Origin of the sequence: Collinsella sp. TM05-38 (genome assembly GCF_003466445.1) — a bacterium.
Taxonomy (GTDB): Bacteria; Actinomycetota; Coriobacteriia; order Coriobacteriales; family Coriobacteriaceae; genus Collinsella.
On the sequence record NZ_QSPM01000015.1, the window covers coordinates 18,965 to 45,810 of the forward strand.

The following is a 26,846-nucleotide window of genomic DNA, read 5'->3' on the forward strand; positions in this document are numbered from 1 at the left end:
TGCGCTCGCGGACAAGGTGGCGAGAATTACTCGGCGTCCTTGGCGGTCTCGTCGACCTCGGTCACCTTGGCGTTCTCGACCAGGTGATCGACGGCCTTGGAGCGACGGATGGACTCGCGGACGGCGGGCATGCGGCCATCGGCGATGAACTCGGCCTTGGAAGCCTCGACGTCCTTGACGCCAGCCTTCTCGAACTCGGCGTTGATGTCGTCCTCGGTGACCTCGATCTTGAGCTCACGGGCGAGGGCGTCGAGCGCCAGGGACTCACGGGCAACGTCGTTGGCCTGCTTGTGCAGGTCGCCGATGAACTGCTCCATGGTCAGACCGGAAGCGGGCAGCCAGGTGTCCAGGGTCATGCCGCGGGCAGCAAGGTTGGACAGGAAGTTCTGGCCAAGCTCCTCAAAGACGGATTGCTCGTAGTCGGCGTCCATCTCCTCGAGCTGCAGACGCTCGGCGAGAGCGGAGACGCAACGGTTCTCCTTCTCGGCCGGGAGGCGGGAAGCCTTGTCCTGCTCGATCTCGAGCTTGATGGCGTCGCGCATGGCCTCGATGCTGTCGAAGCCAAAGTCGGACTTGACGAGCTCGTCGGTGAGCTCGGGGGTGTTGCGGACCTTGATGCCCTTGACGGTGACCTCGACGGTGTGGGTCTCGGCCTCCTCGCCCTCCTCGACCTCGTCGGTCCAGGTGACGGTCTTGACGTCGTCAACGTTAGCGCCGATCAGGGCCTCGTTGAACTCCTTGGGGTTGCTGTCGCTACCGGCGATGAGCATACGGCCCTCGGCGGCGAAGTTATCAGCGTTCTCGACGGCCTTGAGGTCGACGGTCACATAGTCGTCAGCCTCGACGGCGCGGCCCTCGACGTCCTCGAAGGTGGCGCGGTAGTTGAGGAGCATCTCGACCTGGTTGTTGATCTCGGACTCGGTGACCTCCGCGGGAGGCATCTCGATCTCGACGGCATCGAAGGAGGAGAGCTCAGCGGCAGGACGCAGGGAGAACTCGACAGTGTAGGTGTAGTCCTCGTGATCCTTGGCGAGGTCGAGCTCCTTGTAGTCACCGTTCTTGGTGGGGACGATGTCCAGCTCGTTGAGGACGGCGGGCTCGTTGGCGGCGATCAAGTCGTTAGTGGCCTGAGCGAGGGTAGCCTCGGCGCCAAGAGCGGAGTCGATAACCGGACGGGGAGCCTTGCCGGCACGGAAGCCCGGGAAGCGGTACTTCTTGGCGGTGTCCTTGTAGGCCTTCTTGATCGCGGCGTCGACGTCGGCGGCCGGGATGGTGACCGTAGCGGTGAGCTTGGCGTCCTTGACGTCAGAAGCGGTGATGTTCAACACGTTCCTCCTCATACTGCCCAGCTTATCTGAGGTGCTGGTACCTTTTATGCAACAAAGAGTCGCGACGGCGGGAGCCGACGCAAGTGCGTTGGTGCGGGCGAAAGGACTCGAACCTTCACGGGAATCCCACCAGAACCTAAATCTGGCGCGTCTACCAATTCCGCCACGCCCGCATGAGCGCACAGACTAGGAATGATAGCAGATACGAGCGGCAAGCGCACGCACACGTTTTTGGCTCACGACCTCACCACGAGTTGCCGATGGCTCAGGGTAGCTAATTTGGGACGGGGCTTTTTTATCTACCCCACCAAGGCATTCGAGCTCGGGGCCGAATTCGAAGTGTGGGTAGCTAAAGCGTACGGCCTCGTAGCTCGCGCGGTAGTCGTGTTTGACAACCACGATGTGCTCGATCACGTCGCGCACGTAACCCATGTCCACGAACTCGGCGAGCAGCACGCGGCCGGCACCCGTCAGCTCTACATAGGAATCGAGCGCGAGGAAGGCGGAGAGCACGTCCGAGAAGCCAAAGCGGCCGTAGATGCTGCCACCCACCGTGGCGGTATTGCGCAGCTGCACGCCCACGATGTCGTGGACGGCAAACTCAAACACATTGTTGACGAGCGCGTTGAGCTCGGCATGGCGCTCGAGCTGGCGCAGGGTGCACATGGCGCCGATGCGAAACTCGGTCTCGGTCTCCTCGATCTGATCGAGTCCGCAGGCCGAAAGGTCAATCGCCGTCGCCACGCGACGCGATCCCAGGCGCATCCAGATGCCGCCGCCCACAATCTTGTTGTTGCGGTTTTACTGCAAGAGCTCATAGGCTTCGGCCGCGTTTCCAACACGGACGTAGGTACCGAACTTGAGCAAGTTCTCCCCCATCTCTTTACTTTTCCAGTACCTCTAAGTGTACCAAACGAGGGCGCACGACCCTCGCCACCATAGAAAAAGGCTCCCGGCCGATATGGTCGAGAGCCTTAGGTGCATCAGCTGGTGCTGAACGGAGCTATGTTGAGCTGGATTTAGCAGACGCCCTGAGCGAGCATGGCGTCGGCGACCTTCAGGAAGCCGGCGATGTTGGCGCCCATGACAAAGTTGCCCTCCTGGCCATACTCCTTGGCGGTGTCGTCCACGTTGTGGAACATGCCGCGCATGAGCTGCTCGAGCTTACCGTCGACCTCCTCGAAGGTCCAGGACAGGTGCTCGGCGTTTTGGCTCATCTCCAGGCCGGACACGAGCACGCCACCGGCGTTGGCAGCCTTACCAGGCATAAAGGCGACGCCGTTCTCCTGGAAGTAGGTCGTGGCCTCGATGGTCGTGGGCATGTTTGCGCCCTCGCCGACTACCTTGCAGCCGTTGGCGACGAGCGCCTGGGCGTCCTCGAGCAGCAGCGTGTTCTCGCGAGCACAGGGCAGCGCGATGTCGCAGGGCAGCTGCCACACGCCGCGGCCGTCGCCCTCGTGCCACACGGCGTTGGGCTTCTCGTCAACATACATGGCGAGCGTGACGCCCTTATCGTGACCGGAACGCTTCTGGTTGTAGACGTGCTCGAGCACGGAGTAGTCGATGCCGTCGGGATCCTCGACCCAGCCGTGAGTATCGGAGCAGGCCAGCACCTTGCCGCCGAGCTGGGAAACCTTCTGGACGGCGTAGATAGCGACGTTGCCGGAGCCGTGAACGACGACGTTCTTGCCCTCGAAGGAGTCGCCGCGGCTCTTGAGGTACTCGTCCACAAAGTAGACCAGGCCGTAGCCGGTGGCCTCGGTACGGGCGAGCGAGCCGCCAAAGGAGAGGCCCTTGCCGGTGAGGACGCCGGTCCACTCGTTGGTCAGGCGCTTGTACTGACCGAACATGTAGGCAACCTCGCGGCCGCCAACGCCCAGGTCGCCGGCGGGAACGTCGGTGTTGGGGCCGATGTGGCGATAGAGCTCGGTCATGAAGGACTGGCAGAAGTGCATGATCTCGTTGTTGGACTTGCCCTTGGGGTCAAAGTCGGAGCCGCCCTTGCCGCCGCCCATGGGAAGGGTGGTCAGGCTGTTCTTGAGGATCTGCTCCAGACCCAGGAACTTGAGCATACCCAGGGTGACCGTCGGGTTAAAGCGCAGGCCGCCCTTGTAGGGTCCAATGGCAGAGTTGAACTCGACGCGGTAACCGCGGTTGACCTGAACCTTGCCCTGGTCGTCGACCCAGGGAACACGGAACATGACGATGCGCTCGGGCTCGACGAGGCGCTCAAGCAGGGCGGCCTCCTCGTACTCGGGGTGGGCGTCGAGCGCCGGCTGGATGGTGCCGAGGATCTCGGTCGCGGCCTGGATGAACTCAGGCTGCTCGGGATAGCGGGCCTTGAGCTCTTCGAGAACTTTCTGCGTGTAGCTCATGCTTCCTCCAATGATGGGAAACGAAAAGTGTCGGTCGCGGCACCCTATGCGCCGCGAGCTTTATCGTGTATGGATAATATCGCACTGTTGCGGCAAAGTTACGAATAAGACCGCGGGCGGATGTTTCATTTTGATTACGATGCAGGTAGATGGGTTTTTGACCGCCTGACGTGCAAATCGCGTGTTTCAAAGCTGTTTCTCGCACGTTTCGAAACCACCACAAAGGGGACAGGCACCTTTGTGGTGGTTTTGGCGCGATGCGTTGGCGGGAACGTATGTGAATCGAACACATCCAAGACGTTTTGCACGCCTCGCAACGGTTTTGAGGACCGCGGGGCCCACCGGGGCCCATCCGTTCCCAAGCGTGGCGGTATTTTACCAAACCGAACAGACCATAACCGAAAAGAGCGATGCGGAGGCCGCTGGCGCAGCGGTCTCAGACCGCCGGCGTCCTTGTCGAGCACTGTAAAGCGCACGGCATCCAGGTGCTCCAAGATGCTAATGGCTCGCTTGCGCGATACGCCCAGGGCTTCGCGCAGCACACTCGTGGTGGCAGCGCCGCTGGCAGCCTCGATAGCCGTCGCAACAACCCCACGCGCATGAGCCTCGGCGGCGGCGGACAAGGCAACGTCACGCTCGACCTTAACGATCGAGCGGTTGAGCGAAAGCTCGCGCAGGGCGCGCGTCATGGTGTCGCGATCGAGCTGAAGCTGCTCGCCCACCTCGGGAAGCGTCGGCGCATTAAGACCCGCCTCGTCCAGCAGGGCAACGATACGCTGGCCGGCCTCGCGTACCACGCGTATCGCCGCAGCAGCGGAATGCGGGTCGATCACCTCGGCACCTTCGACGGTGCACACGCCACGCGCGCTCCCCCGCCGATAGGGCCCGCGCGCGGCGACAGCGCGAAAGCAGAACGCGTCCGCCACCAAGCAGCGAAACTGGCGAATACGACAGAATGACGGCATGATCGCCGGCACGCATCGGCAGCGGCCGTTCCAGGCGCACCTGCACCACGCGCGTCTCGCCGACCGCAATAGGCGATTCGTCGTCCAAAAGCATAATGCGGCCGAGCACCTCGGCCGTGCCCGCCATGACGTGCACGCGCGTACCCGAAGCAAGAACGCCGGATCGCACGCCATCGCGCCCCACATATGTCAGTTGCATCAAAAAGCGCAGCGTCTGGCCCACGCGACCCTCGACGCCGAGCATCTCGCCGCGCTTGAGGCCCGCCACGCCATCGCCCACCAGGTTCAGGGCGACGCGCTGGCCGGGAACCGCGCACTGGGTATCCCCGTGAACCTGCCCCCGCGCACGCGACAGCGCGTTTGCGACGGCAGCGCAACGAGCTCATCGCCAACCGAAACGGGACCGTCGTGCAGCGTACCCGTCACGACGGTCCCGGTGCCGCGGATGCTAAAGCAGCGGTCGATGGGAAGACGGGGCGCGGCGCCCGAGCCCACGGCTGCCTCCAGGTGCTCCGACCAGCACGAGCAAACCGCGTTATCGAGCGCCGTAAGCAGCTCTTCCAGGCCCTCGCCCGTCTTGGAGGACACCGGCACTATCGACGCCCCCGCAAACACGGTCCCGTCCAGAAACGCCTCGACATCGAGATCAAGGTCGGTGTCGTGCAAAAGCGTACGAACGTCAAACAGCACCTGGTCGTGCCGCACGCGCGTCACGACCGGCGTATCGGGCTCCTGAACCAAGGCGCGCTTGAGGCCATCGGCGGATAGGCGCCCATCGACAGGGCAGACGGCAACGCAAAATGTTGGGAGCTCGACAGTCGGCAGCGATCCGCCGCCGGGAGTAGAGGCGCCCTCGACAACCTGCAGCTCCACGACCTTTTCGAACTGAGCCTCGCGAAGCTTGCGCAGCAGACGCGCGGCGTGCTCTTCGCGACCCCCACGGGCACAGGCCGCGACGTCATACTCAAGCGTGCTGTAGCCGCGGGCGACATCGGTCACCGCCTGCACCGCTGCGGGAGCAAGCGGAGCGCGGCCCAGATTGGCGTGAATCACAACGCCCGTCGCGTTGACGGCAGGGCGCAGGGTCGGCAGCGACAGTCGGTGGCACCGCTGCTCGATGGCCAAGGCGAGCTCGCGCTTATTCCTAGCGGGGGTGCCAGAGCGGATCGCCTCGCGCTCGGCATCGAGCTCGGCATCAATCGCCTCGCGCACAATCATGTCGCCCGCATCGCCGGCAGCCTTCATGACCGGCCACTCGGCCAGCAGCTCGTGAGCGGCGGGAATGGAGCGCAGGCGGTCGCGCACCTCGGCAGGCGTGGATTCGCAGTCGCTCATGGAAAGTCTTTCGACATGTTCAATAAAAAGCGGGTCCCCTTTGGCCGTCATCGGCCAAAATGTGACGAGACGTATGCAAAAGGGACAGGTCCATTATGGCAGCTCGCGACAAGACGGCGAAGCGCCTCGTCCAAAACCTGCCAAAATAAACCTGTCCCTTTTTGGTCGGTTATGGGTTGGGTCCTTTAGGCCTCTTTATTGGCGTAAATAAACCAGTAGCCCAGCGCCACGATCAGGGCGCCGCCCACGATATTGCCCAGCGTGGCGACCGAAAGGTTGAGCGCCAGCCCGGCGGCGTTGAGGGCATCGGCGCCGGCGACATCGGCTCCATAGCCGCAGGAATGCATCAAAATGCCCATGGGCAAAAAGTACATGTTGGCAACGCAGTGCTCAAAACCGCAGGCCACAAAGGCAGCGATAGGCAGCAAAATGCCCACGACCTTATCGACCACGGTCTTGCCGGCAGTGCCGATCCATACGGCAAGGCAGACAAAGATGTTGCACAGAATGCCGCGGAAGAAGATGGTAACGGCGTCGATCGTAACCTTACCGGCGGCGACGCTCACCATGGTGTTGGCGACGGCCTCGCCGTTGAGCTTATAAATAGCTGCCATGTAAATCAAAAAGACAACGAACAGGGCGCCGGCAAAGTTGCCGGTCCACACAATAGCCCAAGCCTTGAGCATCTGGACGAGCGTGATCTTTTTGCTCTTAAGCGCGCAGACCATAAGCGAGTTACCGGTAAACAGCTCCGCGCCGCAAATGAGCACGAGCACCAGTCCCAGGCAAAAAGCAAGACCGCCCACGAAGCGCTGGGCGCCCCAGCCAAGCGTGGGATCGCTCAGAAAGACCGTGAAGAACAGGCCGCCGAAGGCGATAAACGCGCCGGCGAACATGGCGAGCAAAAAGGCCTTCGAGACCGGCAGGCTGGCCTTGGCAACACCGGCAGCCTCGGTCTTGGCCTCGATCGCGGCGGGCGCCAGGCAGTCGGGAGTGGGATATTCTGCCTTACTTTGTGCCATGGCAATCACTACTTTCGTACGATGTGGGACAAACATTGGTCATAAACATGTCCCGCGAAGATGGGAAAACAAACGCGAGCCAAATTAGCATATTGGCCTGCGATTATATAGCTTGGAGCGGGCGACGGGAAGTCCAAGGATTTGCTTCGCAAATCCTTGTTTCGCTGCGGGCCTTCGGCCCTTGCGTGCTGCGCTGGAAAATGCTCACGCTTTTTCTCAGCTCCGCACCCTGACGGGTTCGATTCCCGTCGCCCGGCGCGTAAACGAAAACAGCTCTGATTCCCAAAGGAAACCAAAGCCGTTAAAACAATTCTTATGGAGCGGGCGACGGGAATCGAACCCGCGTCATCAGCTTGGAAGGCTGGGGTTCTACCATTGAACTACGCCCGCAAGATATGGTCGGGACGACAGGATTTGAACCTGCGACATCCTGCTCCCAAAGCAGGCGCGCTACCAAACTGCGCCACGTCCCGAAGGTGTTGAGCAGCTAAGGTCTAAACCTTGCGTGTCCCAAAGCGAAGGAAATTATAGGGGAGACTCCCCGCCTGTGCAAGTGACGATACCCTAGCTCCTCGAATGTGCGACAAACCGGCTGTGGAGCAGGCCGATCACAAACGCCACCACGGCAACCGGCGCCCACGCGGCTCCAATGTCTGCCAGCGGCAGCGCATCGAACGGCAGCCACGCGCCCGTAAAGAACGCATCGCGGACCGAGGTGATCACGCTCTGGACCGCGACAACGCCGCCGACCCAGACCCACACCTGCGGATGCGCGTCGCAAAAACCGTGCACCAGACCCATAAGCACCAGCACGATGGCGACGGGGTACAGGGCGTTGAGCATGGGCACCGAGAACAAGAGGATCACGTCGAGACCCACGTTGGAGAGCACGCACGAAAACGCCGCGAACACAAAGGCGAGAACCGCAAAGGGACGGCGCATGGCCTCCTCGGAAGCCTCCGCTCCCCCTTTGACCACATACGTCTCGCAGAAATAGCGCGAACAGCAGCTGATGAGCCCGATGCACACGTTCATGCAAGCGAGGAAGAAGATCGCAAAGACCACGACCGTGCCGGCAAGGCCAAAATGCATGGAGGCAGAGCGAGCGAGGATGGCGGCGCCATTGGTGGCATCGGGCATCACGGTGCTGAGTTGCGTGCCGGCAAGTGCTAGGCCGCAGTAGATGATGGCCATGAGCACACCGGCGATCACGCCGGAGCGCGAAATCTCGAAGGCAACGCGCTTGTCATCGGTAACACCCAGCTCGTGGATAATCTCGGCGATGATGATGCCAAAGGCGAGCGAGGCGAGCAGGTCCATGGTCTGGTAGCCGGTCAAAAAGCCCTGCACGGCAGCGCCGGCATTATAGGGAGCCTGCGACGCGGCAGCGGGACCCAGCGGCGAGACCACGGCGGCACCCACGACCAACACGATAAGGGCAATGAGCGCGGGGCCCGTAATACGGCCGAGCACGCGCGTGATGACGCCGGGACGCAGCGTGAGCGCAAATGCGACGATAAAGAATCCGACGGCGAACACCAGGCGAGCCGTGGCGAGCGAGACGCCCTCGGGCAGCAGCGGCACCAGCATCTCGAAGGCTGTTGAGCTCGTGCGCGGAATGGCCAAGCACGGGCCGATGGCCAGATACACCGCCGCGACAAAGAATTCGCCAAACTTGGGGTGCACGCGGCCGGCAAGCTCGCGGGCCGTGCCAGCAAGCGCGACGGCGATAAATCCCATGACGGGCAGGCCGATGGCGGCGATGAGAAAGCCGAGCATGGCGACCGGCGTGGCAGAACCTGCCTGCAGCGCCAGCAGCGGCGGAATAATGAGGTTGCCGGCGCCAAAGAGCATCGAGAACAGGGCAATGCCGACAGTGAGGACATGGTCGAAGCGCAGGCCGCGGGGAGCGGATGAGGCCATGGGACCACCTTTCGAGTCGAGACAAAAACGGGACGGGCAAAAGACCCGTCCCGCAAGTATATATGCTTTAGCAGACTAAATCGTGCAAAGCTTCAATCTAGCCACCCCTTTTGAGCCGTTACGCGTCCGAGCGACGACGACGCAGCAACTCGAGCGCTATTGCGATAAGCGCAACGGCGCCCGCAGCCACGGCGACTGCCAATGGCGCGTGATCGCCCGTATCGGCGAGCTGCTGAGCGCCCGACTTGGACGAAGCCTTCTGTCCGGGGTTTTCCGCACCATCGCCCCTTGCCTTATCGGCTGCGGAGTCAGCCGAACTACCTGGTTTTGCCGGATCCCCAGAATCCGACTGGTCGGAATCGGGCGTCCCGGGCTTATCCGGGTCCGGGTTGCCGGGCCCCGGCTTCTTCTTCACCGTCAGCGTACCGGGCTCAGCCGTGACATCAAAGTTCGGGTCGGTGACCGTCGCCTCGATCTGGTACTCGCCCGCCGGGGAACTCTCGTCGGTAACGCAGGAGTACTCGACCTTCACGCCCGAGGTATCGACCGCCCTCTCAAGGCTCGAGGTGAACGCGGGGTTCGTCTCTCCCTCGAAGCGCTCGGTGTCGTCAACCTTCACCGTTACTAGATTATGCTTTCGCGCGAATAATGTTTATGATAAATATCTCTCGCCTGATAATTTTATTTTACCAATAACCACGAGACGGCCCGCACTGTCGCTGCATAAAAAGGCGGAGCAGCCCGTAAGGTTACTCCGCCGCAGGCAGTGCGCTTATTTGGCGTGCCCGCCGCCCGCCGTCATCTGGGCCGCATGCTCCAGCTGGTCGCTCACGGCCTCCCAGCTTTCGCGGGCCGCTTTCGTGGATCCCGGAAAGTTGATGACAAGCGTATACCCACGCTGCATGCACACAGCGCGCGAGAGCATGGCGCGGCGCGTCTTGGTCATGGAGTATGCGCGGATCGCCTCGGCAATACCCGGAACGTCGCGGTCGCAGACGGTACGCGTCGCCTCGGGTGTCATGTCGCGCATCGAAAGCCCCGTGCCGCCGCAGGTGAGCACGACATTGGCGTGGCACTCATCGGCGGCTTCCACAATGGCATCACCGATTTCGCTGACGTCGTCGCGCACGACCACATGTGAGGCGACCGTCCATCCCTGCGCCTCGATAAGCTCCTCGAGTGCGGCACCTGCCTCGTCCTGGGCAAGGTCGCGCGTATCCGAGCACGTCACGATCGAAATCTTCAACTCCATAGCATTCCTCCTATAGCACCGTTCCCTCGGGCAGATCGACGCGGACAACATCCACGACATCTCCCGCCTTGAGCTCACACGGCCCTTCGTCAATACGCAGCAGGCAGTTGGCCCGCTGCATCGTGCCGAGTAGCGCCGAATTCTGCGTCTTGGCCTCGGTCACCAGCAGCTCACCGGTCTCGGGGTCGCGCAAAACCGTGGTGCGATCGAAGAAGCGTCGGCCCTGGCGCTTCTTCACGCCGTGCGTCAATATCGCCTGCTGCACGGGACGCGTACCCTCGGCAAAGCCGCGCATCTTGCGGATCGCGGGGCGGGCGAGCATCTCAAAGCCCGCATACGCCGCCGCGGGATTACCCGAAAGCCCCAAAAACGGCTTGCCCCCAAGCAGGCCAAACGTGATGGCCTTGCCGGGACGCATCGAGATGCGATCTTACATGCCACGGCGCGCAACGGCGGCGCCGATTCTTTATGTTTGGTTCAGTATAATCCCCTGCTGCCCGCTCAAGACATGGCCCGCAACGGCAAATACACCTGTCGGCTACGCGCCTCTCGTAACAGATCCGAAACCTGCCAATCGCCTTGAGACTGAGGGCGCCGTCCTATAATGCATGCATCACAACAAAAAAGAGGACGTTATGGCTTTTATCGATAAACGTGAAAATACACTCGACCAGTCTGATGACGCCCGTCAGGACAAAGACGGCAGAACCTTCTCTCCGGCCGACTTGATCATCAGCGGTCGCAACCAGCTCACCCGCTCTGAGCAGCTCTTGGCCGCCGACACTCGCCGCAATGCCCGCAACATGCTCGCGAGCGCCAAGTTGCTCGTGCTCGTCGTCATCGTCTCGCTCGCCATGGGCGTTGCCGCTTGGGCGTTTTTGGCCTCGCTGAATATCGCGACCGACTATCGCGAGCACCATGAGTGGATTTACGCGCTGCTTCCCGTTGTGGGCGTTGCCACCGCATGGGTGTACAAAAACCACGGTCTCGCCGCCAAGCGTGGCAACAACCTGGTCATCGACTCCGCTCTGGGCACACGACTCATCCATGCGCGCATGGCCATCCTCACGTTTGTGTGCTCCACGCTCACGCACCTAACGGGCGGATCGGCCGGTCGCGAGGGAGCCGCAGTGCAGATTGGCGGCACCATCGCCAGCAACATCTCGAGCCTCGCCCACCTCAAAAAGCATGACCACCACGACCTCATGCTCGCCGGCATCTCGTCGGCCTTTGGCGCCGTATTCGGTTCGCCCCTTGCCGGAGCTTTCTTTGGCATGGAGATGTGCTTTATCGGCAAGATCGACTACACCGCGGGCATCTACTGCCTGGTCGCCTCGTTTACCGGCTACTTTACATCACTCGCCCTGGGTACCGAGTACGAAGCGAATGTCATCGCCAGCGTTCCCAACATGACACCACGGACGGTTGCCATCGTTGTTATCAGCGCAATTATCTTCGGCCTGACGGCACGCCTCTTTGCCTGGTCGGTTCGAACCGTCAAGAGCCTGTACGGTCGCTTTATCACCAATTACCTCGTTCGCGCACTTATAGGCGCACTCGTGGTTTTGGCCGCCTATGCCCTCCTCGACGCCTGGGACTACGCCGGCCTTGCCACCTGGCTCTCGGGCGCCGGATTTGCAGGCAACACCACCCTGGCGGACGCAGTCATCAAGTTGGTCGTCACAGCGCTTACCCTGGGCGCGGGCTTCCAAGGCGGCGAGGTCACGCCCCTGTTTGGCATCGGTGCGGCGCTCGGCGGATGGATCGGCTGCCTCGCTGGACTCGACCCGAGCTTTATGGCGGCCCTCGGCATGCTCGGCGTCTTCTGCGCCGGCCTCAACGTGCCCATCACCACCTGCATGATGGCTATCGACCTGTTCCATGGAACGGCCGCAGGCTTCTTTGTCATCGTCTCGTTTATTAGCTATCTCGTCGGCGGACACCGCGGCGTATATGCCGCGCAGCGCATCATCTCACCCAAACGCCGTTCACTTATTGTGGACGAGGGCGGCACGGTGGCGGATGCTATCGAGCGCCACAACGACCTGATAGAGTAGACGTAGTAATCACCGTGCAGCCACAATCGGGCAATTCGACCTGAGCGCGACCGCACCGTCATGCCACACGCCGGGAGTCGCCCCATGCACGCAACTGATTTTGGTCGCACGCTCATCATCGCCAACCCCGCTGCCCAGTCGGGCGCGGCGCGCGAGGTTGCCGAGCGCCTGCAACGCTTTTTGGACATGACGGCGCGCGCGTCCCAGTTTGACTTGGTGCTGACCGAGCGCATGGGGCATGCCAAGGAACTTGCCGCACAGGCCCAGGGCTTCCGCACGGTTATCGCACTCGGCGGCGACGGCGTGATCCACGAGGTTGTCAATGGGCTCATGACGCAGGAAGAGGCCGTCCGTCCCGCCCTTGCCGTCCTGCCCGTGGGCTCCGGCAACGATTTTGCCCAGACGCTCGGAATCGACGATTTCTCCGGTAAGGATTTTGGCGCGCTGCTCACCTGTGAGCTGCAACGTCAGGACATCGGGCGTATTCGCTCATGGAATCCCGCAAGCGGAAGCGGCGAGGCCTCGGTGGAGTACTACGACCAGACGCTCTCGGTCGGCATCGATGCCGCCATCGGCCTGGGCACCACCGAGTTGCGCAAGAAGACCGGCTTGACGGGTGCTCCGCTCTACACTCTCACAGGGCTTGAACAGTTTGGCCTGCGCTATCGTAACTACCCCATGACGGTCACCTTTGACGGCGCCCCCGCCGAGCGCGTGCGGGCGATTATCATGGCAATTCAGCTGGGCCCCACCTATGGCTCGGGCTATCGCATCTGTCCCGATGCCGACCCCTGCGACGGCATACTCGACGTATGCTACGCCTGCGGCCCCGTCCCCCGCGCGGTTGCCCTACCCATGTTCCTTTCGGCCAAGGACGGCCACCACACCAAGTTGCCGCCGGTTCGTATGCGCCGCTGTCGCCATGCCGAGCTCACCTTCGAGCAGCCCGATTACCCCATCCAAGCCGATGGCGAGCCCGTTGTCGCCTCGCGCATCGAGGTCGACGTCCTCGGCGGCGCCCTCCAAGTTTGGCATCCCACCCGCTAGCAAGACCAGTGGAACAAGCGACTACTCGTCCCTGCCCGGCTTGCGTCGGTTGGCCTTTTTAATGGCATTGAAGTGCTTATCGTTGAGCCTGCGCTGGCGAGAGCGCTGGGGCACCTTGGTCTTTACGCGTCGGCGCGGTGGACGCCCGCGGCGCTCAAGCTCGGCGCGCAGCTTGCGCAGGCAGCTCGCGCGATTTTGGAACTGACTACGGCTTTCGCGCGCCGTCACGGTAATCCCTGTGGGCACATGCTTCATGCGCACCGCCGAGTCCGTCGTGTTCACGCCCTGACCGCCCGGACCTGTCGCGCGAAACACCTGCACCTCGCAATCGCGCGCCAACTCCTCAGCCGACATCGCGGCATAGCCCGCATACTCGCGCCATCCCATCTTGTTCTCATCCATATCAACACCTCCCCTCATACAAAAAAATGTGACAAAGGGACAGTCCCTTTGTCACATCGCATACCAATCGCTTGTGTTGCGCGCTTAGGCGAAGGTGATCTCGCCGTTCTCGCAGTCCATATCGGCGATACGGGCCAGGCTCTCAACGCGGAAGCCACGCTCGCGGAGCTTATCGCCACCGCCCTGGAAGCCCTTCTCCACCGCAATGCCAATGCCGGATACCTCGGCACCCGCAGCCTCACAGATCTTGATAAGACCCTCGAGCGCGCAGCCGTTGGCCAAGAAGTCGTCGATGATCAGGACCTTGTCGCCCTCGGACAGGAAACGCTTACCAACGATGACCGGGTACTCCTTTTGCTTGGTAAAGGAGTAGATGGTCGTGGCATACTGCTCGCCGTCGAGGTTGATGGACTGCGCCTTCTTGGCAAAGACCACCGGCACACCGCCAAAATGCTGAGCCGCGATGCAGGCCATGCCAATGCCCGAAGTCTCAATCGTCAGGATCTTGTTGATCTCGACGCCCTCGAACAGACGGGCCCACTCGGCGCCCATGTGGTCAAACAGCTCAACGTCGCACTGGTGGTTGAGGAAGGCATCAACCTTAAGGACGTTACCGGCCTTTACGATGCCGTCATGGCGAATACGATCCTCAAGCTCCTGCAAGGCGCAACCCCTTCTCGCGGCAACGATACCGCGCGATTAATAAACGTTGTTCGGTAGTCTACCACGGACCGACCCCCGCCCGCCCCACAAGCCGCATCGCACCACAAACCAGTCTTTTTGGGACGGCGCGAATCGTGGCAGACAGCCTCCCAACACACTAATGGCGGGCGCGTATCCTCACCAAACGCACCATGGCGAGCGCAAAGCCCACTGCCGCCACAGCCATGAGCACGTAGAATACCGAGCGAAAACCAAACAGGAACACATCCGGACGACCTGCAACAATACTGGTCACGGCCTCGCCCATCGCCACGCTCATCTGCCCATACAGGATATGCGATGCCGCTGTAATGCCCACTGCCATACCCGCATAGCGCGCCAGGCTACCCAGGCTGCCCGCAAAGCCGAGCGCTTCGCGCGGAGCCGAGCCCATATACAGCGAGTTATTGGGGCTCTGGAAAATCGACGTACCGCACGACATAAACGCGACGCAACACACGATCACAGGGATGGAAGAGTGCTCGTCGAGCGTGCTTACCGCAAAAAGACCGCATACGTACACGCCTAGGCCGACCGCCGTGGGACCCTCGCAGCCAACACGGTCCGAAACCGTTCCCGAAAGCGGGCCGATAAAGGCATTCACCATCGGCAGCGCCAAAAAGAGCAATCCGGAAATGTCGGAACCAAAGCCGTGGGCATCCTGAAAATAGAACGGCAGGATAAACTCTGATGCGCCAATACCAACGAACACGATGAGCATGCAGGCGAGGTTGATGGTGAAGGCCGAATTTGCAAAGCAACGACGAGCGGCCTCGATCAGGGACATGGGGCGCTCGCCAGCCTCCGGCTTAACATGCGGCAGCGTGTAGAGCCCCACGATAAACGAGATGACGCCAATGGGCAGGTTGATGAGGAAGATACTCTCCCAGGGAAAGCTTGCCACCAGCATGCCGCCCAGCACGGGGCCACACATCATGCCGAGGGCCACGAAGGTCGCGAGAATGCCCATGGCGCGGCCGCGCTCGCGCGCCGGAAACGACTCGGTGATGATACCCATGTTATTGGCCATGGCCGCCGCGCAGCCGACGCCCTGCACAATGCGTGCCAGAATAAGAACTTCGAGCGAACTCGACAGCCCGCACAGCAACGATCCGACCGTAAAGACGATTACACCCAGCTGGAATACGCCCACCTTGCCGCGCACGTCGCCCAAGCGGCCAAACGGCAGCATAGCCACGCATGTCGCAAGCAGGTACACCGAGCTCACCAACTGGATGTGGTCGAGGCCCACGCCCAGCTCCTTTTGCATCACGGGCAACGCCACGGTCACGACGGTCGAATCCAGACACGACATAAACGTCATGATGAGCACGGTAAACAGAATCGCCCATTTGTTCTTGCCATGGGTGTCGCCCTCTAGGGCAATGTGCTCGCGGCGCAGCTGCCCTGCAGTTTTCTCCATATCCATCCTTTCGAGTGGCCCAACGCAAAAACGGGGCCCCAATCGCCTGCAAACAGTCGCGATTGGGGTCCCGCCTACGGAATCGGAACGAAAGGTCACCGAAGCTTTCTGCCAGCATCGGCGCCTTGTGCGAACGCTAGCCTAGCACTGCTCAAGCGCCTGCTCAAGGTCGGCAATCAGATCGGCCGTGTCCTCGAGGCCGCACGACAGGCGCACCATGTCGGCGGAGATGCCACAGGCGATGAGCTCCTCATCGTTCATCTGGCGATGGGTGGCGTTTGCCGGATGCAAGCAGCAGGTGCGCGCATCGGCCACGTGCGTAGCGATCTGGGCGAGCTTAAGGCTCTTCATAAAGGTCTCGGCCGCCGCACGACCACCGTTAAAGCCAAAGCTCACGACGCCACAAGTACCGTTGGGCATGTACTTCTGAGCCAGGTCATAGTACTTGTCGCCCTCCAGACCCGGATAGCTCACAAAGCGCACCTTGGGATGGCTCTGCAGGAACTTAGCGACCGCTAGGCCGTTCTCGCAATGACGCGGCATGCGCACATGCAGGCTCTCGAGCGAGCTGTTCAAGAAGAACGCCGCTTGCGGGTTCTGCATGGGGCCGAGGTCGCGCATAAGCTGCGCGGTGGCCTTGGTAATGAAGGCACCCTCGCGACCGAACTTCTCGGCATACGTCACGCCGTGGTAACTCTCGTCGGGCGTGGTGAGACCCGGGAACTTGTCCGCATGGGCCATCCAGTCAAACTGGCCGTGGTCGACGATCACGCCGCCCAGGTAGGCAGCGTGTCCATCCATGTACTTGGTGGTAGAGTGCGTAACGATGTCGGCGCCCCACTCAAAGGGACGGCACATCACGGGCGTCGGGAAGGTGTTGTCGACCATCAGCGGCACGCCATGGTCATGCGCGGCCTTGGCAAAGCGCTCAATATCGAGCACGGCAAGGGCGGGGTTGGCGATCGTCTCGCCAAAGACGAGCTTGGTGTTGGGCTCAAACGCTGCCTCCAGCTCCTCATCGGTGCAGTCGGGGGCGACGAACGTGCAGGTCAGCCCCATACGGCCCATGGTATGGGCGAGCAGGTTATACGTACCGCCGTAAATAGCAGAGCTTGCGACCACGTGATCGCCGGCGCCGGCCACGTTAAAGATCGCAAGGAAGTTAGCAGCCATGCCCGAGCTCGTGAGCATCGCAGCAGTACCGCCCTCCATCTCGCAAATCTTGGCGGCAACCAGATCGCACGTGGGATTCTGCAGACGGCTGTAGAAGTAGCCCGACTCCTCCAGGTCAAACAGCTTGCCCATGTGCTCGGACGTGTCGTACTTCCACGTGGTTGACTGGTAGATAGGCACCTGACGCGGCTCCGCATCACCCGGGCGATAACCGCCCTGAACACATGTAGTACCGATGGTCTGCTCGCTCATATCCGACTCCCTTACTTGGGTTTTGTTTTATTCGGTTCACGATACCGCTACCCCGCACCCCTCTCAACCCATCCCGCCAATAGGTTATGGGACAAATTAATCAGGTTTATTTGTCCCAAATCTTAAGAAAGCGTTCGATGGCGAAAAACAATAAGATATGCGCTGGGGTCTCGATGAGTGAGTGCGCCAGCAAGGGTACCATAGGCGGGTACACCGTGATCAAGGAGACAACGATGAAGCAAATCGATACTGCCCAGCTCGACGCCGCCGCCTGCCAAGCTCAGGCTGCCGAATACCACGCCCGCGGTTTTAACTGCGCACAGGCCGTCGCCTGCACGCTCGCGCCTGCCGTCGGACTCGACCCCCAGGTCGCCTTTACCCTCACCGAGGGCTTTGGCGCCGGCATGGGCGGTATGACCGAAACCTGCGGCGCCATCTCGGGCGCCGTGGCCATCATGGGCTTTGTAATGAGCGACGGCATGGAAAACCCCAAGTCCAAGGGCAAGACCTACAAGCTGTCGCACGAGATCGCCAAGCGTTTTGGCGAGAAGAACACGACGACCGTCTGCGGCACGCTCAAGGGCATCGGATCGGATAAGGGTCCGCTCCGCAGCTGCCCCGGCTGCATCGACGATGCCGTCGAGATCGCCTGCGATATGCTAAAGCAGCTCGCCGAGTAAACGGCAGCAACAGAAAACGACGGCCGGCACGCTTGGGATCCATCCAAAAGCACGCCGGCCGTCGCCGTTAGAACTCAGCAAATTCGGGAGCGCCGACCTCGATCTCCTCGCGACCGGCCATAAGCTCGCGCATCTTGGCGCAAAACGACTCCTGCTCCCCCGCCTTAAACACCAAATGAATCGTCACGGCATCCGCGTAATCGGTATCCGAAACCTTGGCACCACAATCCTGCGCCAAGCGAAGCACCTGCTCATACTGCGGATAGGCCACACGCACGTCAACAGGCACGACGCTCGTCATCTCGACGATCTGCCCGGACTCCTGAGCCGCCGCCACCGCCGCCTGCGTCGCCGCGGTATAGGCGCGCACCAAGCCACCAGGCCCCAGCAGCGTGCCACCAAAATAGCGCGTTACCACGCAGCAAACATTTTTGAGCCCAGCACCGCGAAGCACCTCGAGCGTCGGCATGCCGCTGGTTCGACTCGGTTCACCGTCGTCGCTCTGACGCTCGCGTCCATCGACCAAAATCCAAGCGGGAACATTGTGTCGAGCATCGTAATGACGCTTGCGGACCATCTCGATAAAGGTATTCGCCTCATCCTCAGACTCAATATGGACCAGCTGGGCAATAAACCGGCTCTTACGGTCCACAAACTCGCCCAAAGCCTCAATATTCGATTGCAGAGTAAAATAGCTGTCCAACAAAGCCCCTCAACAACAAGCAAAGCAACAAACAGCCTCAATAATACGGCAAAGGCCGTACCGTTTACCCCGGTAAATAGAACGGCGACGCCGATGACCAGGCAAAAACAGCGAGACGGCGTCAGCTGAGTCGATTTGGCCCGAAAGAGGAGGGAGCACGCCTTATGGCGGCGACCGACGAATGAGCGCTAAATCGGCAAGCTGACGCCGTCGAAGGCGAGAACCCGTCAGCGCGAGCAAGGTGCCTTGAAAGCTGAGGGCATTGACCTTATGGTCATGCCCGAAGGCTTGAAAGGCAGATTGCCGCGCTGACGGGTTCGCAGCGTCAACAAAGTGCTGAGTGGGCCTATAAGCCGGGTTCTGTCGTGAACGGTCATTTATCTTGCCTGCACGTTACCGTGCAGCTCCACGCACGCTACCCGAACGCGGACCGGGCCGGCCCATAGCGTTCCTATTCGCGCTTGCTCCGGATGGGGCTTGCCAAGCCGCCGTGTTGCCACGACGCTGGTGGTCTCTTACACCACCGTTTCAGCTTTTCCCTTTACGCTTTGCGGCGCAGGTGGGAGTCTTCTTTTCTGCGGCGCTTTCCGTCGGATCACTCCGCCCGGCCGTTAGCCGGCATCCCGCCCTCTGGAGCCCGGACTTTCCTCACGCGTGCTGCAAGCAGCACATCGCGCGACCGTCTGGCCCACTCAGCAGTGAAAGAGTGTAGCACACCGTCAGCATAGGCAGCGGCACAACACAAGCGCTCGACACGATAAACCAAGAACCATGTCATGCAGTACAATAGGAACGCCGATGGGCAACGTTGTCAGTCGAGACGCGACCGCGCTCCGCACCCCTCCGTCTACTCGGTGCGTTCCCGCCTCCTCCCCGAGGCGGGATGTCGGCGTTTTTTCATGCACCGACAACTCAATAGCAGGCGAATAGCCCAAGCAGCGTTACGCGCAGGCACTACCGAACATCTCGGCAGTAAATGCAAAAAGGGACCCGTCCATTACGGACGGATCCCTTAAAACAAGTAATCGTCAAACCGATTTACTCGGCGTCGGTCTCCTCGTCCTTCTTCTCGGAAGGCAGCGGGGTAACCTCGATCTCGACGCCCAGAGTCTCAGCAGCGGACTTCATGGACAGGGAGATACGACGACGGTCGAGGTCGATCTCCATGACCTTGACCTGAACCTTGTCGCCCACGTGGGTGACCTGAGAAGGCTGATCGACGTGCTTGTTGGCCATCTCGGAGATATGCACCAGGCCCTCGATGCCCTCGCCCAGGTCGACGAAAGCGCCGAACGGGACAAGCTTGGTCACAGTGCCCTCGACGATAGCGCCGACGGGATACTTCTTGACCAGTGCGCGCCACGGATCCTCGGTGGTCTGCTTGAGACCCAGGGAGATGCGCTCGCGGTTGAGATCGACGTCGAGAACCTCGACCTCGACCTCCTGGCCGACCTTGACAACCTCGGAAGGATGGTTGACGTGGTTCCAGGAGAGCTCGGAGATGTGGATGAGGCCGTCGATACCGCCGAGGTCGACGAAGGCGCCGAAGTCGACGATGGAGGAAACGGTGCCCTGGAGACGCATGCCAGACTTGAGCTTGGACAGGATCTCGGAGCGCTCGGCCTTACGGGACTCCTCGAGCACGACGCGACGGGAGAGGACGACGTTGTTGCGGTTGCGGTCCATCTCGATGACGCGGGCCTCGATGCGGGTGCCCATGTAAGAGGTGAGGTCCTTGACGCGACGGAGGTCGACGAGGGAAGCGGGCAGGAAGCCGCGCAGGCCGATGTCGAGAATCAGGCCGCCCTTGACAACCTCGATAACCTCGCCCTCGACGTTCTCGCCGGAGTTGAACTTCTCCTCGATGCGGTTCCAAGCACGCTCGTACTCGGCACGCTTCTTGGACAGGACCAGACGACCGTCCTTGTCCTCCTTCTGGAGAACCAGGGCCTCGATGGGATCACCGAGTGCAACGATGTCTGCAGGGTTAGCGTCCTTGCGGATGGACAGCTCGCGGACCGGGATAACGCCCTCGGACTTGAATCCGATGTCAACGAGCACCTCGTCATGCTCGATCTTAACGACAGTGCCGTTAACGAGATCGCCCTCATCAAAGTCGGTAATCGTACCGTCGATGAGGTTGTTCATCTCCTCCTCGTTGACATCGTCAAGAGAGAAAATGGACGAGTTCTGAATCTCACTCAAAGGTGGACCCCTTTCGAACTACGGGGCCCCGATTGCTAGGACCTACAGAAGGGTGCGACGAGCACACAACGTTTAGGAACACTCGGGAGCCGACAGATACTGATGTGACGCTTATGCAATCACGTTCGTATAGATTACGGGGAAATCGCTTCGATTTCAAGCGTGAACTGCGATTTTTTACTCGTATGGAGACTTTTTCGCAATCTTGTGAACGACTGTCTCCACAAGTTGACGATGAGCAGCTAGGCACACTGCTTTGGGGTAAAGTATCCCAGACATACGATTCTGGAACGATTTTTCGAGAAAGGTGCCCGCGTGCTCAAAGCAGTCGTTTTCGATATGGACGAGACGCTTCTTAGCATCAACCTCAACGCGTTCATCCTTCGCTATTTTAAGGATGTCTCGTCGATGCTCGCGGATATCGGACGTCGCAGCCGCGGGGGCACGATGGCGCGCCTCGGCACCATCCTGGTCGACCTCAACGCCAATCGCCGCAGCAGCACGGACAATCGCACCAATCTTGAGTTTTACCAGACCGAGGTCGAGCGCCGGTGCGGCATTTGCCTCTCGGACCCACTTATCTACGAGGCGTTTACCTACTACGATCACGAAGTTCTGCCGTACAAGAACGATGACATGATCAACGCAAAAGCCATGCCGGGTGCGCACGCCGCGCTTCAAGCCGTACAGGACGCAGGGCTGCGCTGCGCGCTCTTCACCAACCCCAGCTTTCCTCAAGGCGCCATCGAGTGCCGCATGGGCTGGGGCGAGCTGACAGACGCGCCCTTCGAGCTCGTAACGCACATGGGCAACGCTACGCGCTGCAAGCCCGATGCCACATATTATCTAGAGCAGCTGCAGGTCATGGGGCTCGAGCCACATGAGGTCCTCATGGTGGGCAACGACCCCAAGCGCGATTTCCCCAGCCCCGACTGCGGCATTCAAACCGCCTATGTGGGCCAAGGAAAGCCCGGCCGAGCCACCTGGCGTGGAACCATGGAAGACTTCGCCCGCGACTTTAACGCCGTAGCAGAAGCCTTCTACGAGCACCAAATAGCCGACGAACTAAGCTAGTCCCCAAATCAGGAATGGGGCGCACGTTTGCCCCACGCTTCATTACGTGGGCAACGGCTTGAGGGCAAGATGCGATGCCCCAGTGTCCTAGGCCGTGATCATTTTGACGCGTTCGCCGATTTTGGCGTCGCGCTTGTCGGAGATAACAGTAAAGCCCTCCAGGTCGCACACCTTTACATTTGAAAACACGTGGAACTTGGAGCTATCGGCGAGTACGTAACTCGCCTGGGAATTCTGCATCACGATACGTTTTTTGATAGCCTCGGGATAACCTGGCGTCATGATGCCGCGGTCCTCGTCCACCGCGTTGACACCTATAAACGCCCGGTCAAAGTACAGCTCGCGCAGCGCGCTCTCAACCATAGGACCGGTGAGCGAGCAGGTAACGGGGTTGAAGTCGCCGCCAATTACCACCACCTTAGCAGCAAGCTCGCCCGTAAACCTACATGCATAGCCGTTGGTGGTGTAGATAGTCACCGGCTTGTCGACGAGCAGGCTCAGGAGCGCCGTCGCGGTGGTACCGGAGTCGACAGCGAGATGAGATCGTCACGCCCGAAGACCCCGCTTTCGCCGCCGAGGAGCGCGCGGCGCACGTGGCCCATGAGGAGCGGCTCGAGCATATCGAGGGGCTCCTTCCCAAGAAGGGAAACGACCCTGCGGGACAACACGGCGAAAACCATCGTTGATTCCGGCAAGAGACGCCGTTTCTCTGGTAGCTTCATCTTCAACCAAGACCGACAATGCCGGCCAGGCACTCAACCCAAAAGGAGACAGCATGCCCAACGAGCTCAGCTATGAGGTCAGCCTCGAGCGCAGCAACCAGATCCGCGCCGACCTGCCGCAACACCCCGAGAAGTACACCATGCTCACCGGCGACCGCCCCACCGGCCGCCTGCACCTGGGCCACTACTTCGGTACCCTCAAGGGCCGTGTCGAGCTGCAGGACATGGGCGTGCACACCAACGTGCTCATCGCCGACTACCAGGTCATCACCGACCGCGACAGCACCGACAACATCCAGGACAACGTCTACAACATGGTCATCGACTACCTGGCCTGCGGCCTGGACCCCGACAAGACGATGATCTACACGCACTCCGCCGTGCCCGCGGCAAACCAGCTCATGCTGCCGTTCTTGTCGCTCGTCTCCGAGGCCCTGCTGCAGCGCAACCCCACCGTCAAGGCCGAGATGGAGGCCAGCGGCCATGAGCTCACCGGCCTTTTGCTCACCTACCCCGTGCACCAGGCGTGCGACATCTTGTTCTGCAAGGGCAACGTGGTGCCGGTCGGGCGCGACCAGCTGCCGCACATCGAGCTCACCCGCACCATCGCACGCAAGTTCAACAACCGCTACGGCAAGGTGTTCCCCGAGGTCGACGCGCTGCTGTCCGACACGCCGCTGCTGCCCGGCTTGGACGGTCGAAAGATGAGCAAGTCTTACGGCAACGCCATCAACATCTCGATGACGGCCGAGGAGACCGCCAAGCGCATCAAGAAGAGCCAGACCGACGGCGAGCGTATGATCACGTTCGATCCCGAGGCGCGCCCTGGCGTATCCGGCCTGCTCTCCACCGCCGCGATCTGCACCGGCCGCTCCGAGGTCGAGATCGCCGAAGAGATCGGCATGGGCGGCTCCGGCCAGCTCAAGAAGTACGTCACCGAAAGCGTGAACGAGTACTTCGCCCCCATCCGCGCGCGCCGCGAGGAGCTCGTGCAGGATATGGACTACGTCAAGGACGTCCTGCACGAGGGCAACCGCCGCGCTAACGAGGTCGCCGAGGCCACGCTCGCCGAGGTGCGCGAGGCCATGGGCATGGTGTACTAGCATGTACCGCCTTGTTGCAAGCGATATGGACGAGACCTTCCTCGACTCCAATCACGCCATCCCCGAGGCGAACATCCGCGCGCTCAAGCGCATGAAGGAGCTGGGGGGTTCTGTTCGTCCCCTCAAGCGGGCGCTGGTACTCGTCCATAATGCACAATTTCGCGGCCGTCGATGCGTCGCTGCTCGAAGGCGGATACGTTCTGTCGTACAACGGCGGGTTTATCAACCGCGTGGGCGACCCCTGCCCGCTCACCACCTGCGGACTCTCGCGCGACTGTGCCGAGCAGCTCTATCAAAAGGGCCTTGAGCTGGGGCTTAGCATGCACATCAACGTCGCCGACGGACACGTCTTCGTGCCCGATGCGGACGACGACGAGCGTGCGTACCTCACCTCGATCAGCGGCGTGACGCATATCTCGAGCGCAGACCACCCCGACCTGTCCTTCCTGGATGGGCGCGACATCGTGAAGATCCTGTTTGTGAACAGGGACTTTGACGCGCTGCAGAAGCTCGGGGGCGATCTTGAGCCCCTGGCGCAGCGCCTTGGCGTCGAAATTACGTTCTCCTCGAAGCGCTACCTCGAGTTCATGCCCGCAGGCGTGAACAAGGGAGCCGGCCTGATGCGCCTGGCCGAGATGCTCGGTATCCCCATGAGCGAGGTCATCGCGGTGGGTGACTCCGCCAACGACCTCTCCATGATCCAGGCCGCTGGACTCGGCGTGGGCGTGGCGAACGTCACCGATGACGTGCGCCCCCACTGCGACGCCGTGCTCGAGACCACGGGCATGGACGGCGCGTTTGAGGAGCTTGTCGAGAGGTTCTTGGAGGCGTAGCGCGTCCGCTGCTCGCAGGCGCGCCGATACCCGCGCACTGAAAGGTTTGTGATGGCTGATAAGAACCGCGAGGGCTTCTTCGAGAGCGTCTACGAGATGGTCGCACAGGTTCCCTCGGGGATGGTCGCCACCTACGGGCAGATCGCCAAGCTCGTCGGCGAGTCCAGGCGAGCCCGTTACGTGGGATATGCCCTGCATGTCAACCCTCAACCGGGCGTCATCCCCTGCCATCGCATCGTGTTTGCCGACGGCCGCCTCGCTGCGGGCTTCGCCTTTGGCGGACCTGAGGCGCAACGTGAGCTGCTCGAAGCCGAGGGTGTCGAATTTCTCGACGACGGCCGAGTCGACCTCACCCGGTACCGCTGGCCTGCGGGCGTGATGTAGGGGCGCGAGGAGCGACAGGCAGGCCCGTTCCCCGGCAGTGCCCATACCACCCGCGGGCATGCGCACCGTGAAGCAATCGAGGCTGTCCGTTGCCTCGCTGCGCTCGCGCGCGCCGCGGCGGGCGACCCATGCAGTGAGCGGGCCGACGATGAACACGGTCATACCGACGCGCAGAATGGATTCGAGCAGATTACTCATAGGGGCCACCGCCTTGGGCTCTGGAGATTAACTGCAGGAAACGCTGCCAGAACGATGGGATGCGCACAACGTAAGGAGCCGCGTATCGGCAAGCGGCGGCATCGCAATCGCCCGGCGAACAGATGATGATCGGCGCCGGGCCAGACGAATTAAACAAAAGGGTGGTCGACGGCGCCCTCGCAGGCGCACCGTCGACCACCCTTCACGTCGCAGCGACCCTACGAGCCGTCCGAAACGAAACGCACTCCGCCAGAGCGCTACCCAATCTTGCGGATGCTCGGGATCGCCCAGGTGATGCCTGCTAGGATCACCATTGCAGCACCGATAAGCACGAAGCACGCGCTTACGCCGATGGCGTCCGCGAACAAGGTCGATGCGACGAGCCCCACGGGCATAGCCCAGCTGCAGACCGCTCCGTACAGGCCGAAGACGCGGCCCATGCACTCGGGATCGACGCGCTCCTGCATGAGCGCCATCTGCGGCGCGCTGTACAGCGGACTCGAGACCCCCATCGCGAACGTAAGCCCCAGAAACACAACGAGCGCGGAAGGGGGCACGAGGCCGCCCGCGAGCGTGCCCGCTCCGAAGAGGCCGATGGCCAGCGTGCACGAAAGCGCGCGGTTCTTAAGGCCACCCGTCGCCCCGATCCAGCCGCTCGCCGCGATCATGCCGACCGAGAACGCGATCTCCGCGATAGCCGACTGCGTAGTGGTACCCCCAAAATGGTCGAACACCATGAGCGGGAACAGCGCGGATATGGGCGAGAACAGGACCGAGAAGGCGAAGCCGATCCAGAGCATGGCGAACAGACCGTGATGGCGTTTGAGCTCGCGGTACCCGTTGGCCGTCTCCAATAGGAAGGCCCGCACCGCGTGGTGCGACGCCTCGGCGTTCTCCTCGGGCGTATGGCGCTCGGGCGCCGGCGTCTTGATGCCGGAGGTCGCCACCGCGATGCTCGCGAGCACCGCCCCGGCGACATCGAGCGCGATCATGAAAGTCAGACCAAACGCCGGGTAGACCGCCGCGGCGATGGCGTTGCCGATGATATAGCTACCCGACTGCATGAACTGCAGCATGCCCGCCAGCTTGCCGAGCACCTCGGGCGGGGCGATGAGCGGTGTGAGCGCGTTGAAGGCGGGCGTATGGAGCGTGCTGCCCAGCGCACGGACGAACAGCACCGCCGCCACAACGGCGACAGAAAGGTCGCCCCGAAGCGAGCCGAAGACAAGCGTGAGGCTCACGGCCGCGATGAAGAGATCGGCGCCGATCATGAGACGCTTGATGGACGTGCGGTCCACGATGGTGCCCGCGAAGGCGCCGAGGAGCGCCATGGGCAAGAAGGCCGCCAGGCTCACGAACGACAGGGCGCTCGCGGAGCCGGTGGTGAGGGTGACGTGCCAGATGAGACCCATCTGCAGAATGGAGCTCGTGAGCACGGAGAAGAACTCGCCGATCCAGACGATGGCGAGCGAGCGCTTCCAAGAAGCGCAGGGATTCGGTTGTGTCATGGAATAATCCTTTGATGCGATCGGTGGTATGCAGCGAAGTACCGGTCGCTCACGCGACCGTGGCTAGAGCCAAATCCTCATGGAAGCAAGCATGGTGCAGCTCCCCTTTCCAAATCTAGAGGTAAACCTTCAGCCGTGAGTGGGGCTATTATAGGGACTTGCGAGCCAAGATGCAACAGG

General features: G+C 61.5%; 24 protein-coding genes, 4 tRNA genes, 1 other RNA gene and 2 pseudogenes. 7 read left to right on the plus strand and 24 right to left on the minus strand.

Features of this window, described 5'->3' with window-relative positions; genetic code table 11:
- Positions 1-26: 26 nt before the first annotated feature.
- The 15 genes and pseudogenes from tig to DXD49_RS08425 form a co-directional block, all read right to left on the minus strand.
- Positions 27-1,328, minus strand: a complete 1,302-nt coding sequence (gene tig, locus DXD49_RS08365) for a trigger factor (protein WP_233540282.1) — start codon at positions 1,326-1,328, stop codon at positions 27-29.
- Between the two features lie 89 nt (positions 1,329-1,417).
- Positions 1,418-1,501, minus strand: a tRNA-Leu gene (locus DXD49_RS08370).
- Between the two features lie 13 nt (positions 1,502-1,514).
- A complete protein-coding gene (locus DXD49_RS08375; RefSeq protein ID WP_233541779.1) occupies positions 1,515-2,111 on the minus strand; it encodes an FAD binding domain-containing protein in 597 nt (198 codons plus the stop codon).
- Positions 2,112-2,347: 236 nt separating this feature from the next.
- Complete coding sequence (gene gdhA, locus DXD49_RS08380) at positions 2,348-3,703, minus strand: NADP-specific glutamate dehydrogenase (RefSeq protein WP_117743617.1); 1,356 nt, start codon at positions 3,701-3,703, stop codon at positions 2,348-2,350.
- Positions 3,704-3,966: 263 nt separating this feature from the next.
- Positions 3,967-4,063: transfer RNA gene (locus DXD49_RS09685), tRNA-Sec, on the minus strand.
- A 101-nt stretch (positions 4,064-4,164) separates the two neighbouring features.
- Positions 4,165-4,392 (minus strand): annotated as a pseudogene (locus DXD49_RS10075) (SelB C-terminal domain-containing protein); the annotation flags it as partial.
- Between the two features lie 52 nt (positions 4,393-4,444).
- The gene (locus tag DXD49_RS09945; RefSeq protein ID WP_233541780.1) at positions 4,445-4,936 is read right to left on the minus strand and encodes a hypothetical protein; all 492 of its coding nucleotides are present in this window, start codon (positions 4,934-4,936) and stop codon (positions 4,445-4,447) included.
- Positions 4,937-4,953: 17 nt separating this feature from the next.
- Positions 4,954-6,003, minus strand: a complete 1,050-nt coding sequence (locus DXD49_RS08390; protein WP_158564886.1) for a hypothetical protein — start codon at positions 6,001-6,003, stop codon at positions 4,954-4,956.
- Between the two features lie 185 nt (positions 6,004-6,188).
- Positions 6,189-7,025 carry a formate/nitrite transporter family protein gene (locus DXD49_RS08395; protein ID WP_117794738.1) on the minus strand — a complete coding sequence of 279 codons (837 nt, stop codon included), beginning with the start codon at positions 7,023-7,025 and terminating at the stop codon, positions 6,189-6,191.
- Positions 7,026-7,341: 316 nt separating this feature from the next.
- Positions 7,342-7,415, minus strand: a tRNA-Gly gene (locus DXD49_RS08400).
- Between the two features lie 6 nt (positions 7,416-7,421).
- Positions 7,422-7,498: transfer RNA gene (locus tag DXD49_RS08405), tRNA-Pro, on the minus strand.
- 91 nt (positions 7,499-7,589) lie between these two features.
- Complete coding sequence (gene brnQ / locus DXD49_RS08410; protein ID WP_117794718.1) at positions 7,590-8,948, minus strand: branched-chain amino acid transport system II carrier protein; 1,359 nt, start codon at positions 8,946-8,948, stop codon at positions 7,590-7,592.
- A gap of 118 nt (positions 8,949-9,066) precedes the next feature.
- A complete protein-coding gene (locus DXD49_RS08415; RefSeq protein WP_117794719.1) occupies positions 9,067-9,567 on the minus strand; it encodes an MBG domain-containing protein in 501 nt (166 codons plus the stop codon).
- A 153-nt stretch (positions 9,568-9,720) separates the two neighbouring features.
- Positions 9,721-10,200 (minus strand): molybdenum cofactor biosynthesis protein B, encoded by a 480-nt coding sequence (locus DXD49_RS08420; RefSeq protein ID WP_117794720.1) that lies wholly within the window; start codon positions 10,198-10,200, stop codon positions 9,721-9,723.
- Positions 10,201-10,210: 10 nt separating this feature from the next.
- On the minus strand, positions 10,211-10,618 hold the full coding sequence (locus DXD49_RS08425; protein ID WP_233541781.1) for a hypothetical protein: 408 nt from the start codon (positions 10,616-10,618) through the stop codon (positions 10,211-10,213).
- 217 nt (positions 10,619-10,835) lie between these two features.
- On the opposite strand from DXD49_RS08425, the gene DXD49_RS08430 reads away from it, so the two are divergent.
- Complete coding sequence (locus DXD49_RS08430; protein WP_117794721.1) at positions 10,836-12,257, plus strand: chloride channel protein; 1,422 nt, start codon at positions 10,836-10,838, stop codon at positions 12,255-12,257.
- An 84-nt stretch (positions 12,258-12,341) separates the two neighbouring features.
- Positions 12,342-13,304 (plus strand): diacylglycerol kinase family protein, encoded by a 963-nt coding sequence (locus DXD49_RS08435; protein WP_117794722.1) that lies wholly within the window; start codon positions 12,342-12,344, stop codon positions 13,302-13,304.
- Positions 13,305-13,325: 21 nt separating this feature from the next.
- On the opposite strand, the pseudogene DXD49_RS08440 reads toward DXD49_RS08435, so the two are convergent.
- From DXD49_RS08440 to DXD49_RS08455, 4 genes and pseudogenes are all read right to left on the minus strand, one after another.
- Positions 13,326-13,634: pseudogene (locus DXD49_RS08440) on the minus strand (peptide chain release factor-like protein); the annotation flags it as partial.
- A gap of 156 nt (positions 13,635-13,790) precedes the next feature.
- Positions 13,791-14,369, minus strand: a complete 579-nt coding sequence (locus tag DXD49_RS08445; RefSeq protein ID WP_117762870.1) for a xanthine phosphoribosyltransferase — start codon at positions 14,367-14,369, stop codon at positions 13,791-13,793.
- 157 nt (positions 14,370-14,526) lie between these two features.
- The gene (locus tag DXD49_RS08450) at positions 14,527-15,831 is read right to left on the minus strand and encodes an MFS transporter (protein ID WP_117794723.1); all 1,305 of its coding nucleotides are present in this window, start codon (positions 15,829-15,831) and stop codon (positions 14,527-14,529) included.
- 141 nt (positions 15,832-15,972) lie between these two features.
- On the minus strand, positions 15,973-17,256 hold the full coding sequence (locus tag DXD49_RS08455; RefSeq protein WP_117794724.1) for an O-acetylhomoserine aminocarboxypropyltransferase/cysteine synthase family protein: 1,284 nt from the start codon (positions 17,254-17,256) through the stop codon (positions 15,973-15,975).
- 233 nt (positions 17,257-17,489) lie between these two features.
- On the opposite strand from DXD49_RS08455, the gene DXD49_RS08460 reads away from it, so the two are divergent.
- Positions 17,490-17,936 (plus strand): C-GCAxxG-C-C family protein, encoded by a 447-nt coding sequence (locus DXD49_RS08460; protein WP_117794725.1) that lies wholly within the window; start codon positions 17,490-17,492, stop codon positions 17,934-17,936.
- Positions 17,937-18,003: 67 nt separating this feature from the next.
- On the opposite strand, the gene DXD49_RS08465 is transcribed toward DXD49_RS08460, so the two are convergent.
- The 3 genes from DXD49_RS08465 to rpsA all read right to left on the minus strand — a co-directional run bounded on the left by DXD49_RS08465 (position 18,004) and on the right by rpsA (position 20,844).
- Positions 18,004-18,642 (minus strand): YigZ family protein, encoded by a 639-nt coding sequence (locus DXD49_RS08465; protein ID WP_199569023.1) that lies wholly within the window; start codon positions 18,640-18,642, stop codon positions 18,004-18,006.
- A gap of 330 nt (positions 18,643-18,972) precedes the next feature.
- Positions 18,973-19,334: RNase P RNA component class A (gene rnpB, locus DXD49_RS08470), an RNA gene on the minus strand.
- Positions 19,335-19,677: 343 nt separating this feature from the next.
- Positions 19,678-20,844, minus strand: coding sequence for a 30S ribosomal protein S1 (rpsA, locus tag DXD49_RS08475; protein ID WP_022095232.1), 1,167 nt, complete (start codon positions 20,842-20,844; stop codon positions 19,678-19,680).
- A 315-nt stretch (positions 20,845-21,159) separates the two neighbouring features.
- Between rpsA and DXD49_RS08480 the strand changes: the two genes are divergently transcribed.
- Positions 21,160-21,918: an HAD family hydrolase gene (locus tag DXD49_RS08480; RefSeq protein ID WP_117794727.1), complete on the plus strand. Its 759-nt coding sequence runs from the start codon at positions 21,160-21,162 to the stop codon at positions 21,916-21,918.
- A gap of 87 nt (positions 21,919-22,005) precedes the next feature.
- Here the strand turns inward: DXD49_RS08480 and DXD49_RS08485 are convergent, their stop codons facing one another.
- Positions 22,006-22,395 (minus strand): hypothetical protein, encoded by a 390-nt coding sequence (locus DXD49_RS08485; RefSeq protein WP_118098410.1) that lies wholly within the window; start codon positions 22,393-22,395, stop codon positions 22,006-22,008.
- Positions 22,396-22,693: 298 nt separating this feature from the next.
- On the opposite strand from DXD49_RS08485, the gene trpS reads away from it, so the two are divergent.
- The 3 genes from trpS to DXD49_RS08505 all read left to right on the plus strand — a co-directional run bounded on the left by trpS (position 22,694) and on the right by DXD49_RS08505 (position 24,960).
- Positions 22,694-23,743 carry a tryptophan--tRNA ligase gene (trpS, locus tag DXD49_RS08495; protein WP_117794728.1) on the plus strand — a complete coding sequence of 350 codons (1,050 nt, stop codon included), beginning with the start codon at positions 22,694-22,696 and terminating at the stop codon, positions 23,741-23,743.
- A 149-nt stretch (positions 23,744-23,892) separates the two neighbouring features.
- Positions 23,893-24,576, plus strand: a complete 684-nt coding sequence (locus DXD49_RS08500; protein WP_255413642.1) for an HAD-IIB family hydrolase — start codon at positions 23,893-23,895, stop codon at positions 24,574-24,576.
- A gap of 51 nt (positions 24,577-24,627) precedes the next feature.
- Positions 24,628-24,960, plus strand: a complete 333-nt coding sequence (locus DXD49_RS08505; RefSeq protein WP_117794729.1) for an MGMT family protein — start codon at positions 24,628-24,630, stop codon at positions 24,958-24,960.
- Positions 24,961-25,415: 455 nt separating this feature from the next.
- On the opposite strand, the gene DXD49_RS08510 is transcribed toward DXD49_RS08505, so the two are convergent.
- Complete coding sequence (locus DXD49_RS08510; protein ID WP_117794730.1) at positions 25,416-26,666, minus strand: MFS transporter; 1,251 nt, start codon at positions 26,664-26,666, stop codon at positions 25,416-25,418.
- Positions 26,667-26,846 lie beyond the last annotated feature (180 nt).